Source organism: Streptomyces sp. LZ34, assembly GCF_053890475.1.
This window is the reverse complement of record NZ_CM132680.1, coordinates 10,918,478-10,933,753: the sequence shown is the minus strand read 5'-3', so window position 1 is coordinate 10,933,753 and position 15,276 is coordinate 10,918,478. Positions and strand designations below refer to the sequence as shown.

The following is a 15,276-nucleotide window of genomic DNA, read 5'->3' as shown; positions in this document are numbered from 1 at the left end:
CTCTCACGACACTTGTGTATGCACACCGACGGCGGAGAGGACTCCCACACCCATCCCTCGGCGCGACCCTCTCGGTCCCGGCCTCAGCACCCCGTCGCGGTTCAGCCGCACGGGGTGCGCGCCGCCCAGCACAGGCGCCGGCAGCGGGACGAACGCGGTGTCCACGCCGACCGTGGACCTCGAACCGACCACGAACCCGGCGCCGCCGGTCCGTACCGACCCCACCGTGTGCGCGGGCGCCTGCCGCTCCACCAGCCGCCGCAGCGCCGCCCGGTCCGCCGATCCGGCGGGCAGGAGCACCCGGAACCGGTGCGCGTGCGCGGTGAACGGGTCGCTGTCCGGCACGCCGAACGCGCGCAGCGGCGCCGCGCCCAGCGCCGAGCCGCCGACCCGGAACCGGCTCGCCGACCGGCCGAACAGCCGCACGGCGCCGAGCCCTTGACCGGGCCCCGACCCCTGCCCCTGCCCGGCTCCGGAGCCGCCGGCGGCCTCGCGCAGATGCGCCCAGCGGCGGTCCGTCGCCAGCTCGTCGATGACCGGGGTCACCCCGAACACGATGCGTACCGCCTCCCGCAGCGCCCACGGCGTGCCCCGGCGCCGGTACAGCTCCGGGGCCGCGGCCAGCAGCGCGCGCCGGGTGCGGGCGTCCCAGCCCGCCTCGAACGACAGGCCCAGCAGACCGGCCAGCCACGGCAGCACCCGGTCCGGGACGCCGGCCGGGTCGAGTAGTGCCGGATACCGCTCGATCACCCGGTCGAGCTGGGCGAGCGTGGCGTCGAACAGCGACAGGAAGCGCTCGGTGAAGTCGTCGGCCGCGGGGTCCTGGCGGAAGGCGGGCGGCAGCAGGTCGGCGCTGGTGACCCGGGGGAAGTCCAGCCGGATCCGGCGTACGACCGGAGTCGTACCGCCGTCGCCCGACAGCCGCAGCCGGAGCCGCAGGAAGCGGCCGGGCGGCTGGTCGACGAGGAAGTCCGTGGCTCCCGGAGGCGACGCCTGCCAGTCGCTCTCGTCGTACCGGCCGTCCTCGCTCACCACGATCTCGACGGCGACCGCCGTCCCGCCGGGCACGTCGGCGTCCACGCGCACGCGGTGCCAGCGGCACCGCGAGATGCCGCTGTCGATCAGGGCGGTGACATACGACCCGCTGGTCAGGTACGCGTCGGTGGCCGGCGGGGCGGGGTCCCGAGGCAGGCCCTGCCAGGTGTGGCAGGTGGTCTCGGGGCCGTCCGGGCCCTTCTCGCTCAGGCAGAACCCGTCCTCGTCCGCCGAGGTGAGCGTGGACGGCGGCAGGGCCGCGGCCAGTTCGTCCACGGTGACGGTGCGGAAGGGGCGGCGGTGACCGCCCCGGTGGATCCTGAGCCGTCCGCCGTCGTCGGTGAGCAGCCACACCGTCCGCTCCGGGCCGGTGCGCAGGCCGATGACCTCGCCGCGCGCGCCGGTGCGGAGCACGCCGCGGAAGCCGCCCGTCGAGTCGAACCGCCGCAGGTCCGTGCTGCCCTGGCAGGCCACCAGGACCTCGTCGCCGGGGGCCGGGGCGGCCCATCGGGGCCGCTCGGCCCGGATCACCCCGGCGAGCTGCGCGCCCTCGCGGCGCCACACCAGGACCCGGTCGGACTCCACCACGGCGAGCCGGTGTCCGCGCGCGGCGACGGAGACCGGCTCGCGCAGCAGGCCGGGGTCGCAGCCGGGCGGCCAGACGGGGGTGAAGGCGCCGCTGCAGACGTCGCGGCGCAGCAGCCGCCGCTCGCCCGGGACGAGCAGGTACCAGGCGCACGGCCCGCACCCCGGCGCGAGGCGGGGGTCGGGGAACCACGGCAGCAGCCGGCCCCTGGTTGGCCCTTCCGGCGTGGGGCCGCGGTAGGCGAGCCGGAGGCCGGCCGGGTCGTCGAAGCCGACGATGCCGTCGGTGCCGTCGGTGCCCCGCTCGCCGCCGGTGGACTCGTCCCAGCCGACGTAGGCGTCGAGGAGACGGAAGGTCGCGGGGTGTGGTGTGCACGTCATGACTGGTCACCTACCGGGATCAGCAGCGGGCGCTCCGGCCAGACGAGGGTGTGGGGCGGGAGGGCGTGGTCGGTGCAGGGCGGCCGGCGCACTCCGTCGACAGTGAGCGAGAGCCGGGTGACGGCCAGCACCCCGTCGACCGCCAGGAGCCGTCGGACCAGCGCCGTGTGCCGCAGCGCGCCGCCGAACGGCCAGCCCGCGCCGTCCTCCCCGCCGCGCAGCGGATCCAGGTAGGTGCGCACCGCGTCGCCGGCCCGGGCCAGGACCGCGGCCCGGTCGAGGTCCGGGTCGAGCGTGACCCAGGACTCCACTCCGACGCGGCGGTACGGCGCGGGGGCGGCGACCACCGTGACCCCGGCGGGGGCGGCTTCGCGCGACAGGTAGTCGGCGACCGCACGGAGGGTCGTGGCGGTGGGGACCGGCGGTTCGCCGGGGTCGTCGCCCGCCGACACCGGGGGTACGACGAGGACTCCCACGACGCCAGGGATCGGCGCCCCGGCGAAGTCGGGGTGCAGGCCCGGCACGCCCCGGGCGCGGGCCACCGACGCACCGGGCGCATGGGTGGCGAGCAGGCCGTAGTCGGCCGGGGCCACGGCCCGGCCGCGGGCCCGCAGTTCGCCGACGCCGCGGCGCATGGCGTCGGCGTCGGGCTCGGCGTCCGTTCCGCCGGAGGCCGGGAAGGGGTTGTTGACGCCGGTGACGAACGGGAGCGCGGTCACCACCGCGCCCACGGCACCCGCCCGTACGGCGCCGGCGCTGCCGCCGCCCACGCGGTAGCGCACGGCGCGGACGTTGCGGAAGCCCGGCGGGACGGCCGCGCCGTTGACGCCGTCCCCGAAGGTCACCTCGCCGCTGTCGTGGTCCACGGTGAACACCCGGTCGTCGGCGCCGTATCCGGCCAGACTCTCCACCTCGCGCCACCGGGACAGGGTTCCGGCCGTGGTGCCGAACACATCGCCGCCCGTGTCGTCGTCGACCTCGATGACCACCGATCCGGCGAGGATGGGCGCCTGACTGAGTTTCATACGGCGCCGCCCGGTGGCCGCGGGGTCCTGGACGGGCTGCAGGGGCTCGTCCCGGATGGTGCGGGCGGCGGTGGCGGCGACCACGTTCAGCCGCAGTCCGGACAGCACCGGCGCCGGACCGGCGAAGGCGCCGTGCGCGATCCGCACGCGCAGCCAGCGCAGCCGGGGCCGGTTGCCGGACGGAGTGCCCGGCTCCCATGAGCGCGGGACCCGCAGCTCGACGGTCCCGCCGGCGCTGAGCCCGGCCGTGGAGTCCCGCATCAGCTCGGCGGGTACGAGCCGGGTGCCGTCCAGCACGTCCCAGCGCAGCAGCGGAGCGGGCGGCAGCGGCAGGGGCACCGCCCCGCCGGAGCCCGCGGGCGCGGGGGGAGCGGCGACGACCACGAACCCCAGCGACAGCCGCGGGTAGGGGCCGACCGGGCCGGCGAGTCCGATCCACAGCCCGTTGCCGGGCTCCGGGTCCCGGCCGAAGGGCGCGAAGGGACGGCTGGGCCCGGACGGCCCCAGCGGCAGGGTCTCCAGCGTTCCGGCCTCCTGCACGGCGAGGGCGCCGAGGGTGGCCGGTGTGGCGTACAGGTCCTGGTCCGTCTCGTAGACGACCTGCCCCACCGGAGCCTGGGCCGCGCTCTGGAACCCGGCCGGGACGAGCACGGAGGCGCCGTCCGGCGGGTTCACCGTGAACTCCAGGAGCGCGGCCGCCGCGCCCGCCGGGCGCCGTCGCACGCCCGCCGTCGCCAGGTGTTCGGCCAGCGCCTTCTCCGGCAGCCGGTTGACGCGGCCGAGCACGGCTTCGGCCTGGGTGCCGAAGAGGCGGACGAGCGCGACGCCGGCGTCCTGGCGGTCGGGGTCGGTCCAGTCCGGGGTGTAGCCCGCGATCCGGCCGCGTATGTCGGCGCGGACCGCCTCACGCGTCGCTTCGACCAGCTCGGGCTGGACGCCGGTCGGTCCGGGACCGGGCACGATCCGCCCGTCCGCCCTCTCCCGTTCCCGGGCGTCCTTCTCCCACCACACGCCGCCGGTCATGCCAGCCCCTCCCCCGGTTCGACGGCGGTCACGATCCGGGTGCGGACCGTCCGCAGGACGGGAAGTTCCCCGGCGCCGAGCGGCACCTCGTCGCAGTCCTCGTCGGCCCCATCCGAGTCCGCCCCGTCGAGGCCGATCGCCACGGCGGCGACGTCCGCGAGGTCCCCCAGCGCCCGCTGCGCGGCCCGTAGCAGAGCCGAGGGCCGTAACGGCTGCCCGAACGGCCAGCCGTCCTGCTCCTCACCGCCCACGAGCGGGTCGAGGAAGCGGCGCAGTGCCGCGGTGAGCACGGTGGACACGCGGGTGCGGTCGGCCGGGTCACCCGACAGGGCGACGCGCAGGGTCACCTCGCGGTAGCGGGGCGCGCGGACGAAGACCTCGGAGGTGAGCAGCCGCGCCTGTGCCAGGCGGTCGGCGACCGCGCACAGCATGCCCGGGTCGGGGAGCGGCGCGGCGACGAAGTCCTCGCGGGCGAGGTCGTCCCGGGGCGCCGCCGGGACGATGTGGACGGTCACCGCGCCGGGCACCGTGGAGCACGGGAAGCCGGGGTGCTCGCCGAGGGACGGGTACGCGCGGGCGACGGCGACGCCCGGTGTCGTACGGGCCAGAGTGACGAAGTCGTCGGCGGTGACCGCGCGGGTCACCTCTCCCAGGGACGCGGCCGCGCGCCGGCGCGCCTCGGTGATCGTCTCCGGGTTCGCGCCACCTTCGGCCCGTACGAGGTTGGCGGCCGAGATCGCTCCCGACGGGACCGGAGGGTCTGCGGCCGCAAACCAGTTGTCGGTCATGCCGCCGTTACCGTCCCGGCCGCCACCGGTCACGTACGCGACGTGCACGTCCGGGTCCGGGTCCGGGCGGGGGATGCGCCCGGTCAGTCCGTCGCCGAACACCAGCGCTCCCTCGGCCCGATCGAGCACGAAGATCCGGTCGGCCGGCGCGCCGAAGGTGAAGTCCGGCACCGGCTGCCACTCCTGACCCGCCAGGCGCAGGGTCGCCTCCAGGAGGCGGTCGGCGGCGTCCGGCAGGACGAGGTGCTGGCCGGGCAGCCTGAGCCAGGCGTCGATCTGCTCCTGGAGTTCGGCACCGCGCGCGGTGTGGTGCCGGCGGTGGTGCGCGGCGGACACGTTGACGGCGAGTTGGAGGAGGCGGGGCGGGGCCGTGTACGTGGCGGCCGGGGTCGACACCAGGATCCCGGTCTCCCGGGTGGACCAGCCGGCCGGGGGGTGCAGCCGGACGACACCGGACCGCCTGAGCCCGGCCGTGCCGTCCTCTACTTTCTCGAATTTCCCGAACCCGCCGGAAATGTCCGTGCCCGGCCGGAACCAGGACCAGGTCAGCTCCGCGGGAGGCGGCACATCGGCGACCGCCCCGGGCAGCCACGACGACGCGGACGCGGCGGGCGCGTCCAGCTCGACGAACATGGTGAGCGGGCCGGGCGCGGGGTGCGCTCCGGTGAGCGGCAGGGTGAACCGGACCTCGGCCGGGGCGCCGTCGCTCGCCAGCAGCGCGATGCCGCGGCGGGCCCGCAGGTCCGCCGTACGGTCGCGGTCGGTCCACACGGTGATCTCACCGCCCTCGGCGAGCGGGAGGACGGCCACGTCGTCGTCGAGGGTGAAGACGATCTGCCCCGTGGGGTCCCGGGTCAGCGCCGTCCCGGCGGGGACGACCGGGACGGCGGTGCCCGCCTGCCGGGCGGCGACGCGCAGCACGGTGGCGGCAGGGCGGGCGGGGCGCGGCGGTTCGAGGCCGAGCAGCCGCAATACGGCGACCACGAGCGCGTCCGGCACCTGGTCGAGCCAGTACAGCCGTTGCTCGAGGAGGTAGGCGAAGAGTTCGAGGAGGGTGACGCCGGGGTCGACGGGCGCGTGCAGCGTCCAGGTGCCGTCCGACTCGACGGGGATCCGCCGGCGGATGGCCGCCATCATGTCGGCCCAGGTCAGGTCGTCCAGCTTGGGCACGGGCAGCGTCATGGTGTGCTCCCGGTGAGACCCGTGAGTCCGGTGTAGAACGGGAACACCAGGTTCGCCTTGGTGTTGCTGCGCCGGATGCGGTAGACGACCGAGACGGTGATCCGTGACTCGTCGGCCGGGTCGGCCTCCGCGCGGACCTCCTCCAGTTCCACCCGCGGCTCGTGGTCACGGACGGCAGCGGCGATCGAGTGTTCCAGGTCGCGCAGGTTCTGCACGCTGCCCGGCGCGAACAGCAACTCGTGGGCACGGGTGCCCAGTTCGGGCCGCATGACCCGCTCGCCGGTGCCGGTGAGCAGCAGCGCCCGCAGGCAGTGCTCGATGCTCTCCTCGCCGACGGCGTACCCGAGCCGCCCGGACGCGTCGGGCAGGATCGGGAACCGCCAGCCGGTCCCGAGGAACTCCTCGCTCATGCCGTCCTCGCCTTCTTGGCCAGCACGGCGGGGGTGAGCGGCGGGGTCGGCGGGCCGGTCGGCCCGGCGGCGGAGGGGTGGGTGTGCGTGTTGAACGCCTGGAGCAGCGCGTTGCCGAGCACGAGCGGTTCGGTGGCGCCGCCGCCGAGGTCGATGGAGGGGGAATCGACCGTCACCTTCGGCGCCTTGAGGGTGATCTCGCCCTGCGCGGTCACGGTGACACTGCCGCCCTCGGCCGCGGTGATCCGGATCGCCTTGCCCTGGTCGTCCAGCTCCACCACGTGTCCGGCGGCGGACTTGATCCGCACGGCGGCCTTGGACTGTGTGTCGTCGAGGAGCACTTCGTGGCCGTGCCGGGTCCGGATGATCTTCTGGTCGCGGCCTTCGGTGCGGGCGGTCGGCGGTTTGTCCTCGCCGTTGTAGAGACCACCCAGGACGATCGGGTACCGCATGTCCCCGTGGACGAAGGCGACGAGCACCTCGTCGCCCTTCTCAGGGACGAACACCGAGCCGTAGCCGCCTCCCGCGTACAGCTGGCTGACGCGGACCCAGTCGGTGACCGTGGTGTCGTCGAACCAGGGGAATTTCAGCTTGACCTGGCCTTCGTCGTCGCCCTCGTTCTCTACGACGAGCGCTTCGACGACACCGTAGTAGCGCTTGTCGCTGGAACGGGCGCGTGGCGTGCCCCTCATGGTCACTGGGCCCCCTGGTGGATCCGCCGTGCGGTGAACTGGGTGAAGAAACCACTGGTGTTGAGGGTGTGTTCGACCCGTTTGACGAAGTACGTGCCCGAGAAGCGGCGGCCGAGGCCGTAGATCTCCAGGTTGTCGCCGGGCCGCAGCTCGGGCAGGCCCGCCACCTTCCCGGTCGCGGTGATGAACTCGTAGGCGCGCTCGCGCAACAGGCTGATCGCCAGTTCGCGGGCCTCCTGGTCGCTGCCGACCGGCGCGTCGACCATGACCTCCTGGCGGCCCTGCAGGGTGGACTCGGCGACCTGCGGCCCGCTCTGCCCGTCGGCCGTGTTCTGCCCGGCCGGCAGGTTCTCGGCGGTCGCGGTGAACGCGATCGCCTGTTTGGTACGGGGATCCCAGCCGCGCACGGTGACCTTGCTGACCTGCTGGGACACCGTCAGCGTCGGGGTGAACTCCATCAGGTTGGGGATCAGCCCCTCGGGCTGGTCGGTGGGGCCGGTGCTCAGCCCCGGTGCGTACGCCAGCCGGTACACCCGGATCGGGCGGCCGTCGCGACCGTCGGTCGGCTTGATGAAGTACAGCGTGTCCTCGCCGGTCTTCGGGTCCGGCAGGATGTAGCAGTCGAAGTCGAGCCGCTTGGCCCGCTCCAGCAGGAACGTCGCGTCGTCCTGGTTCTTCTGGACCACCCTGTCGTGCGTGGGCCCTTCCCTGGTGACCTCGATGCGCAGGTGGTTGCGCTGGGCGATCTGCTCGGCGATGCGCCAGTCGGGCAGATTGCGGTAGATCTTGGTCTCGTTCTCGGTGGGCTTGCGGTCCTTGAGCCGCAGCAGCCCGTCCACGCCGCTGACCTGGACGGTGGGCGACGCGCCGTCGGTGAACTTCGGACTGAGCGTGGAGATGGTCCCGGTGGCGACGGTGAGCAGCTTGTCGGCATAGCCGAGCCGGACCGAGACCCGGCCGCCGAGCCGGAAGCGCGGCGAATCGCTGTGCTTGAAACGCAGGTTGGCGTCGTCCCAATTGTTCAGGGTGAGGTCGAAGCCGGACAGCTCGTCGATGTCCCGGTTCACCTTGATGTCGATGATGTCGTTCTTGGTGGACGGGTCCATCTCCAGGCCCTCGATGCGCACGTCGAACTCGGGCGCGTACCGGTCGGGCGATGCGACTTCGGGCACGGGGGTGCTCATCGCGCGCTCCTCACGGCAGCCGGGGCACGGTCAGCACCCGGCCCGGTCGCAGGTCTCGTGGATCGCTGATGCCGTTGGCGCGCGCCAGCTCCCGCCAGGCGTCGGGCCGCCGGTACAGCGCGGCGGAGATGGAGCTGAGCGTGTCGCCGCGGCGTACCACGTAGCTCTTCTCCACCGTGGGCGACGAGCGCGGTGTCTCGGCGACCTGCACGGCGGCCGGGCGGAACTCCTTGAGCGAGAGGTCCAGCATGGCCCGCAGCGGCACGCCGTCCGGCCGGAACAGCTGGTAGTTGACGTCCAGCTTCTCCACGACACCGGTGAAGACCTCCTCGTCCCAGACGAACCGGACGACCGGCGGCGCGTGTTCGCGACTGTCGGGCCTCAGCAGGTTGCGCACCGCGTTGACGTAGGCCTTCCGTACGTTCTCCAGGGTGTCGGAGGTGTCCACCAGCGCCTGGACCGTGAGCGTTTCCGTGCCGCCGCGGACGTACTGGAGGGGCGGTGTCTCCAGGCCGGGGATGGTGATCTCGGCAAACGTGTTGCTCTTGCTCAGCTTGTAGTCGGTGGGGTTGAACCGGAGCGGGATCCGCCGCTGCCGCTCGTCGGCGATCACCGGCCGGACGATCTCCAGGCGCGCCTGGGCGGCGCCCTGGCGGGCGAAGGACACGGGCGTCACGCTCACGGGTGGCCCTCCCCGTCGCCGAAGCTGCGTTCGGCCTCGGTGTGCTTGGCGCGCGCGCACTGGTCCTCGTAGAGCTTCGCCCAGGCCTGGATGTGCTTGTTGAACAGGCGGGTGAACACGGCACCATCGTCGCCGTCCACCTGGAACCGGACCTCGAGGTGGTGAATGGTCACCTTCGGCACGCCGGTCACCTCCCTTGGCTCAGGCGCGACAAGGCGTTCGCCGCGGCGTCCTGCAGGACCTTCGTCAGCCCCTCGTGCGCGATCTCCAGCGACTCGATGGCGATCGCGTTCTGCTCCGCGTGCAGGTCCGGGCCGCTCCACTTGGCGGCGAGCCCGCCGTGGAAGGCCCACGCCGCGCCGGGCACCCCGTCCGGGCCGAGCACGATCACCGCGCCGTCGCGGCGGGCGCCCAGCGAGTCGGCGAGCCCTGCCTGGTACCAGGCCCACAGCCCCGGGTCGCGCACCACCCCGCGCTTGAGCGTGATCCGGTTCCACGAGTGGCGCAGCGGCAGCTGGTGGACCGAGTCGTTGCGGCCGCCCTCCGGGTAGCTCGTCACCTCCAGCTGCGCGCCGAGCCCGGCGACCTCCTGGAACGCCCCGGCCGCGGCCAGTGGCAGCAGCAGCGCCTGCGCGGGCGGCAGATAGGCGTCGCCGGGGTCGAGCGTGACCAGGAAGCGGTATTTGGGCAGCGGATCCAGGGTCATGCCTCGATCACCTCCAAGCCTCGGTCCTGGCCGAGTACGAGACGCAGCCGGATGAACTCCATGGGGACGGCGGGGGCGACCTCGATCTCGCAGACCAGCTGCCCCGGATCCTGCTCGGGCGGGTTGTTCGTGTCGTCGCACACCACCCGGAACGCCTGCTCGGGCCGGCCACCGGCGAGCGCCCCGGCCCGGAAGGCCGACAGCAGCACGGAGGTCAGCGCCCGCACCAACGTCAGCCGCAGTTCGGGTGAGTTGACGTCGAACACCAGCGGGCTCGCCACCCGCCGGATCGCGCGCACCAGCAGGTGCACCAGCCGGCGGTGCGCGATGTAGCGGGTGCGCGGGTCGGCGGACAGGGTGCGCCCGCCCCACACCACCAGCCCCCGCCCGCGGGTGCACCGGATCAGGTCAAGACCTGCGTCGAACAGCCGGACCTGCTGCGGCTCGGGGTACTCGGCCGCGAGGTCGACCGCCTCCAGGATCAGGGCATTGGCGGGCGTGTGGTGCGCCCCGCGCTCGCCGTCGAGGCGGGCGATGACGCCCAGGACGTGCCCGGACGCCGGGACGGTCCGCAAGGCCTGCCCGTCGGGGGTGCGCAGCGGCGGGTGGTAGACGGCGGCGCAGCCGAGCAGCCGGCTGTCGCCCGTGGCCGCCAGGGAGCCCACCCAGTCGACCGCCTCGTCCACGGAGGACAGCCGGGGCGGTACGTCCAGGACGGCGAGGCGGTCGTGCAACGGCTCCACGCTCCGCAGCAGTTCGAGCACCACGTCGGTGTGCGTGGTGCCGGACAGGTCCGCGCCGAGGTCCGGCAGCGCCACCAGCGCCGGTTCCGGCAGTTCGGCCTGTACGGTCACGGCGTCCGTGTACGCGCCGCGGGTGGGCGCCGCGTCGGCGCCGCCCGCGAGCGTCAGGTCCCAGGACATCGAGATCGGGCCGGGCCGCCCCGGTGGCGGTGGCGGCCCGTCCGGGACCAGCCGGATGTAGCGGGACCCGGTCAGCCGGTCGGCCACGTCGGCGAGCGGCAGTCCGGGGAAGGTCTCCGGCGCCTCGCCGGGCATCATGACCCGTACGCCCACGGTGGGCGGTCCGGCGACCGTGCTGGCCTGGTAACGGAGGGCGACGCGCCCGCCGTTGGCCCAGACCCCGGGGCTGGTGGCGACCACCTGGTAGCGCGTGGCGGGAAAACCGCTCAGCGGACCGACCGTCCACGGTGTCCGGGCCGTGGTGGCCGGCCCGGACACACGGAGCACCCAGGCGGTACGGCCGCCGTTCTCGAAGAAGCCGCGCAGTGCGTACGGGGTGGCGAAGGCGCCGTCCGGCGGTCCGAAGGCGCCCACGACGTCGTTCCAGCTCTCCACTCGTACCGGAGTGCCGACCGGGCCCCGGCGGAGCCGGCCCAGGAACGCCGCCACGTCCGTGCGCAGCGGCTCCGTGTCGGAGCCGCGTGGTGCGAACGTCAGGGATACCCCGGGGAGCGCTTCGCCGGCCATGTCAGACGTCGATCTCCAGCTTCTCGACCGCCAGGACGAGCGTCTCCATGGCGATCTCGTTCTTGGTGGCGCTCAGCGTCGGACCGGTGTATTTGGTCGGCCAGCCGCGATCGAAGTTCCAGCGCATCGCCTCCTGGCGGTTCTCGTCCAGCAGCACGACGGAGCCGGAGGTGCGCCGTACCTTGCCGTTGAGCGCTTCGACCACCCAGTTCCAGAAACCGACGTGGCCGGTGATGCCGCGCTTGAAGGTGAGGTTGGTGAACTTCTTCAGCCCGGGGATCTTGCGGACGGTGATGTCCTCGCTCCCGGTGCGGTACTCGATCGGCGGAACCTCCAGCTCCAGCCCGCTCACCTCGGTGAAGGACCCGCTCACCGCGACCCCGTCGTCGCTGACGTTGGTCACGATGATCTGGAAGTTATAGGAAGCGTATGGATCGTCCCTGGTGACGGGCGGCATGGTGGCCTCTCCTCGGGTGCTCAGGCGAGTTGGGTCTCGCGGGTCTTCTGCTGGATCCGGAAGATCACGAACTCCGCCGGGAAGACCGGCGCGACGCCGATGACGCAGATGAGCCGACCGTTGGCGAGGTCGTCCTCGGTCATCGTGGTGCGGTCACAGGCGACGAAGAACGCCTCGTCGGCGGTCGTCCCGGCGAGCGCGCCGCTGCGCCAGACCGTGGTGAGGAAGTTCGTGACCGTCTGGCGGACCAGGGCCCACAGCGCCTCGTCGTTCGGCTCGAACACCACCCACTGGGTGCCCTCGTCGATCGACTCCTCCAGGTAGAGGAACAGCCGCCGGACATTGACGTACTTCCACGAGCTGTCCGAGGAGAGCGTGCGCGCGCCCCACACCCGGTGGCCCATCCCGGGGAAGAACCGCAGCGCGTTGATGCCCTTGGGGTTGAGCAGGTCCTGATGCCGCTTGGTGATGTCCTGGGCGATGCCGTCGGTCAGCCGGATGCCCCGGATGACCGCGTTGGCCGGTGCCTTGTGCACCCCCCGCTCCACGTCCACGCGCGCGTAGATCCCGGCCATGTGGCCCGACGGCGGCAACTCGACGTCGCGGTTGGTCGACGGGTCGCGGGTGACCAGCCACGGGTGGTAGAGCGCCGCGTACTTGGTGTCGAACGGCTCGCGGAACTTCTGGATGCCCTCGATGTCCAGGCCGTCCTGCGGATCGAGGATCGCGAACCGGTCCCTGAGCAGCTCGCAGTGGGTGACCAGGGCCGATTCGACCGTCCCGGACCACACGCCCGGCACCGCGCAGACGGCCACCTCGTCGATGTCCTCCAGCGCGGCGATCCCGGTGCGCTTGCCGCTGCCGCCGTCCTCGCCGACGAAGTCGGCCACGCTCAGGCTCCCGTAGGCGTCGTCCCCGTCCGCCAGCGTCAGCCAGGATCCGACCGCGGGCACGGGGAACTTCGTCGGGTCCGAGGACAGAGCGGCCAGAGCCGTCGCCCGCACCAGCTGCGAGCGGCCGGCCAGAGTGGTCACCAGGTTCGCCGGCGCGTCGCCGGTGAGCCGCAGGTTGCGGTACGTCTCCGTCACCACGGCCCCGGAGGGGTCGGCGAACCGGGCGTCGACCTGCGCCTCGACCAGGTGCAGCCGATCGGTTTCGAACAACGTCCCGGGCACGTCCCCGTCGAGTGTGACGACGTCCGCGGCGATCGTCTCGACGGTGCGGATGGTCAGAGTGGTGCCGTCGTCGAGCTGGACGACGGCGCCCTCGTACAGCCGGCTCGCTCCGCCGACCCGCAGCGTCGGCCCCTGCGAGGTGTTGCCCCGGCGCACGCGGCGCACCACCAGCCCACGCCGCCACGCCTCATGCGCCGCGCCGGACGGCAGGGTCAGCGTGACCTTCCCGTCCGCCGGCGGGCTCACCTGGACCTTGAACCGGCCGGAGCCGATCTGCACCCAGACGTCGGACGGCAGGTCGTCGGGGTCGAGCCCGGTCACCGCGGCGACCTCGACCGTCTCGCTGTCCTCGGCGGCGTCCGCGGCCAGCTGCGTGACGAACAGCGCGCCCTCCTGCGGATCCGGCAGCACCGGCAGCGCGGCCGAGGCCATCGGCTGGATCCGCACCTGGACCGCGTCGCCCCACGAACCGGGGCTGACGGCGGTGAACTCCAGGGTCTGTTCCGCGCTGCGCGTCCCGATCTGCACGTAGTCGCCGCGGGCCGTCCTGACCTCCGCGGGCAGCGCGGCGTCCAGGACGATCCGGCGGGCGGTCGCGTCGTAGGCGGCGACCCCGGCGGTATGGATCGACTGCTGGTCGTCGCCGCGGAAGATCTGGATCTGCTGCCCGACGCCGGCGAACCCGATCAGGTGGCCGAGCTCCAGGCGGGTCGCGCCCTTGGCGGCATCACCGGCGACCGGGCTGACCAGGCCGTGGCCCAGCACGCCCGAGGCCGGGCTCGCCTGCCTGCCGGCGACCCGCTTGACGTACAGCCGCTGACCGCCGTTGTCGAAGAAGCCCTTGACCGCCAGCGGGAACAGCCACCAGCGGCCGCCTTCCGCCGGATCGTTCGCCCAGGTGTCCCGGATCAGGGCGTCCGGCTCGCGGAGGAACCCGCCGAACGTGTTCTGGAACTCCAGGAAATTGGTGACCAGCTTGGGCTTGCCGGTGTACGGACCGCGTACGGTGACCCCGGCCATGCCGGCCGTACTGGTACTCACCCCCGCGATCGGCCGTGGGCCCCCATCGATCTCCTCGATGTAGACCCCGGGGCTCAGATATTCCGGCATGGACGGCTCCTCACTGCTCTCGGATCTCTATGACGTGTCGGCGCTCGGTGTCCTGGGGCAGCCGCACGACCAGCGATCCGGACCGGCCCGGCCGCTCGGTGGCCTGCAGGCGGAATGTCTCCTCGACGGCGTGCTCGTCGGCCTTCTCGCCCTCCCACCGCAGGGCCAGCCGGAAGGCGCCCGCGGCGTCGGACAGGGTGCGCTCGTGCCATGGCGTCAGGTCCCGGCTGGTCTGTCCCCGGGCCTCGACCAGCACGTTGGCGATCGGCGTCCCCCTGGCCGCGTCGACCACAACGCCGTGCACCGTGCGCAGCCCCGGCGGGTAGGGGAAGGAGACGCTCGGCAGCAGCCGGACCAGCCGCGGCTCGGTCACCACCGCCGGCGGGTGGGCGTCGTCATGCGGGTACGCCAGGAACTCGACGCCCACCAGACCGGCCGAGAACGGCTGCCCGTCGGCCGGGTACAGCGGCTGGTAGCCGGCGGCCGCGAAGCGGGCCCGGTGGCGCCGCGGCCGGGCCGCCCACGGTTCGCCGCACCTGCCCAGCCCCGGATAGGCGAAGGCGGCGCTGGGCGTGCGCACCGCCACGTCGTCCAGCGGCAGCCAGTGACCTTCGTCGAACCGGTCCAGCTGGACCGTCACCCCGGCACTGCGCACCCGCCGGGCGTAGTCGTCGAACGGTATGAACCAGGCCGGGCTGTAGAGCGTCGAACGTTCCAGCGGTACGAAGCGGCTCATGGCAACGCCGCCCCGCTGATGACCCGGCTGTGCACCGGGCGGGCCGCCGTCTCGACGGCGGAGTCCAGGTTGACCACGCGGACCTCGTAGTTCAGCGACAGCCGGTACGGCTTCTGAATCGCGTACCAGACCCAGGACTTCTGATCCAGGGTGAGCGGGGTCAGGCTGAGGTGCAGCGAGTCGGTGCTCGCCGCCAGGCTGCCGGACAGCTGTGCGCCGTCCAGGATCGCGTCGTCGTAGAACGTCTGCATGGCCCGTCCGAGCATCCGGTGCTGGGTCGCCTGGTCACCGCCCCAGGGGGTGACCAGGTACCGCAGCAGCAGAGCCATCGGCGGCTTGCGGGTGGTCGGTGGGTCGGGTGGCTGGGAGCGCACCGGCGGCCGGTTGCGCGACGTCGGGTCCTCGGCGATCTCGTACAGGAACACCGTGAGTTTCGGCGGCGGCGTCTGCACCGTCTCGGAGAGGTCGTTGAGTTCCGCGATCGGGGGTTCCACCTGGCTGAGCCCGCGCAGGGCCTGGGTCAAGGTCTCCACGATGACCGTCGAGACGTCGGCGATGACGCCGAAGTCACCCATCCGAATCCTCCCCCCGCTCCGCGCTCGAAGGCGTGCTCCG

Annotated in this window: 14 protein-coding genes; all 14 read right to left on the bottom strand. The window is 73.2% G+C overall.

Annotated features, from left to right (window positions below; all coding sequences use genetic code 11):
* Window positions 1-3: 3 nt before the first annotated feature.
* Genes ACWY4P_RS47040 through ACWY4P_RS46975 form a run of 14 tightly spaced genes read right to left on the bottom strand, consistent with a single transcriptional unit; the run spans window position 4 to window position 15,236 of the window.
* Complete coding sequence (locus tag ACWY4P_RS47040) at window positions 4-2,001, bottom strand: phage tail protein I (RefSeq protein WP_456206940.1); 1,998 nt, start codon at window positions 1,999-2,001, stop codon at window positions 4-6.
* A complete protein-coding gene (locus tag ACWY4P_RS47035) occupies window positions 1,998-4,049 on the bottom strand; it encodes a putative baseplate assembly protein (protein WP_456206939.1) in 2,052 nt (683 codons plus the stop codon). Before ACWY4P_RS47035 ends, ACWY4P_RS47040 begins: the two co-directional genes overlap by 4 nt.
* Window positions 4,046-6,019: a baseplate J/gp47 family protein gene (locus ACWY4P_RS47030; RefSeq protein WP_456206938.1), complete on the bottom strand. Its 1,974-nt coding sequence runs from the start codon at window positions 6,017-6,019 to the stop codon at window positions 4,046-4,048. Before ACWY4P_RS47030 ends, ACWY4P_RS47035 begins: the two co-directional genes overlap by 4 nt.
* Window positions 6,016-6,429, bottom strand: a complete 414-nt coding sequence (locus ACWY4P_RS47025) for a GPW/gp25 family protein (RefSeq protein ID WP_456206937.1) — start codon at window positions 6,427-6,429, stop codon at window positions 6,016-6,018. The genes ACWY4P_RS47030 and ACWY4P_RS47025 overlap by 4 nt, the downstream gene beginning before the upstream one ends.
* The gene (locus ACWY4P_RS47020) at window positions 6,426-7,121 is read right to left on the bottom strand and encodes a phage baseplate assembly protein V (RefSeq protein WP_456206936.1); all 696 of its coding nucleotides are present in this window, start codon (window positions 7,119-7,121) and stop codon (window positions 6,426-6,428) included. The genes ACWY4P_RS47025 and ACWY4P_RS47020 overlap by 4 nt, the downstream gene beginning before the upstream one ends.
* 2 nt (window positions 7,122-7,123) lie before the next feature.
* Window positions 7,124-8,305 (bottom strand): phage late control D family protein, encoded by a 1,182-nt coding sequence (locus ACWY4P_RS47015; protein ID WP_456206935.1) that lies wholly within the window; start codon window positions 8,303-8,305, stop codon window positions 7,124-7,126.
* A 10-nt stretch (window positions 8,306-8,315) separates the two neighbouring features.
* Window positions 8,316-8,987, bottom strand: a complete 672-nt coding sequence (locus ACWY4P_RS47010; RefSeq protein WP_355851624.1) for a CIS tube protein — start codon at window positions 8,985-8,987, stop codon at window positions 8,316-8,318.
* Entirely contained in the window at window positions 8,984-9,178 is a 195-nt protein-coding gene (locus tag ACWY4P_RS47005) for a putative phage tail protein (RefSeq protein WP_456206934.1), read from the bottom strand. Before ACWY4P_RS47005 ends, ACWY4P_RS47010 begins: the two co-directional genes overlap by 4 nt.
* On the bottom strand, window positions 9,175-9,693 hold the full coding sequence (locus tag ACWY4P_RS47000) for a phage tail protein (RefSeq protein WP_456206933.1): 519 nt from the start codon (window positions 9,691-9,693) through the stop codon (window positions 9,175-9,177). The genes ACWY4P_RS47005 and ACWY4P_RS47000 overlap by 4 nt, the downstream gene beginning before the upstream one ends.
* Window positions 9,690-11,183, bottom strand: coding sequence for a phage tail sheath family protein (locus tag ACWY4P_RS46995; RefSeq protein WP_456206932.1), 1,494 nt, complete (start codon window positions 11,181-11,183; stop codon window positions 9,690-9,692). Before ACWY4P_RS46995 ends, ACWY4P_RS47000 begins: the two co-directional genes overlap by 4 nt.
* A gap of 1 nt (window position 11,184) precedes the next feature.
* A complete protein-coding gene (locus ACWY4P_RS46990) occupies window positions 11,185-11,640 on the bottom strand; it encodes a phage tail protein (RefSeq protein WP_456206931.1) in 456 nt (151 codons plus the stop codon).
* Between the two features lie 20 nt (window positions 11,641-11,660).
* Window positions 11,661-13,925, bottom strand: a complete 2,265-nt coding sequence (locus tag ACWY4P_RS46985; RefSeq protein WP_456206930.1) for a phage tail sheath family protein — start codon at window positions 13,923-13,925, stop codon at window positions 11,661-11,663.
* A 10-nt stretch (window positions 13,926-13,935) separates the two neighbouring features.
* Window positions 13,936-14,661: a carboxypeptidase-like regulatory domain-containing protein gene (locus ACWY4P_RS46980; protein ID WP_456206929.1), complete on the bottom strand. Its 726-nt coding sequence runs from the start codon at window positions 14,659-14,661 to the stop codon at window positions 13,936-13,938.
* Complete coding sequence (locus ACWY4P_RS46975) at window positions 14,658-15,236, bottom strand: DUF4255 domain-containing protein (RefSeq protein ID WP_456206928.1); 579 nt, start codon at window positions 15,234-15,236, stop codon at window positions 14,658-14,660. Before ACWY4P_RS46975 ends, ACWY4P_RS46980 begins: the two co-directional genes overlap by 4 nt.
* Between the last annotated feature and the right edge of the window lie 40 nt (window positions 15,237-15,276).

What these genes read in the sequence shown, in the direction of transcription:
- ACWY4P_RS47040 (WP_456206940.1), bottom strand. Translation starts at nt 2,001, where the DNA reads ATGACGTGCACACCACACCCCGCGACCTTCCGTCTCCTCGACGCCTAC.
- ACWY4P_RS47035 (WP_456206939.1), bottom strand. Translation starts at nt 4,049, where the DNA reads ATGACCGGCGGCGTGTGGTGGGAGAAGGACGCCCGGGAACGGGAGAGG.
- ACWY4P_RS47030 (WP_456206938.1), bottom strand. Translation starts at nt 6,019, where the DNA reads ATGACGCTGCCCGTGCCCAAGCTGGACGACCTGACCTGGGCCGACATG.
- ACWY4P_RS47025 (WP_456206937.1), bottom strand. Translation starts at nt 6,429, where the DNA reads ATGAGCGAGGAGTTCCTCGGGACCGGCTGGCGGTTCCCGATCCTGCCC.
- ACWY4P_RS47020 (WP_456206936.1), bottom strand. Translation starts at nt 7,121, where the DNA reads ATGAGGGGCACGCCACGCGCCCGTTCCAGCGACAAGCGCTACTACGGT.
- ACWY4P_RS47015 (WP_456206935.1), bottom strand. Translation starts at nt 8,305, where the DNA reads ATGAGCACCCCCGTGCCCGAAGTCGCATCGCCCGACCGGTACGCGCCC.
- ACWY4P_RS47000 (WP_456206933.1), bottom strand. Translation starts at nt 9,693, where the DNA reads ATGACCCTGGATCCGCTGCCCAAATACCGCTTCCTGGTCACGCTCGAC.
- ACWY4P_RS46995 (WP_456206932.1), bottom strand. Translation starts at nt 11,183, where the DNA reads ATGGCCGGCGAAGCGCTCCCCGGGGTATCCCTGACGTTCGCACCACGC.
- ACWY4P_RS46990 (WP_456206931.1), bottom strand. Translation starts at nt 11,640, where the DNA reads ATGCCGCCCGTCACCAGGGACGATCCATACGCTTCCTATAACTTCCAG.
- ACWY4P_RS46985 (WP_456206930.1), bottom strand. Translation starts at nt 13,925, where the DNA reads ATGCCGGAATATCTGAGCCCCGGGGTCTACATCGAGGAGATCGATGGG.
- ACWY4P_RS46980 (WP_456206929.1), bottom strand. Translation starts at nt 14,661, where the DNA reads ATGAGCCGCTTCGTACCGCTGGAACGTTCGACGCTCTACAGCCCGGCC.
- ACWY4P_RS46975 (WP_456206928.1), bottom strand. Translation starts at nt 15,236, where the DNA reads ATGGGTGACTTCGGCGTCATCGCCGACGTCTCGACGGTCATCGTGGAG.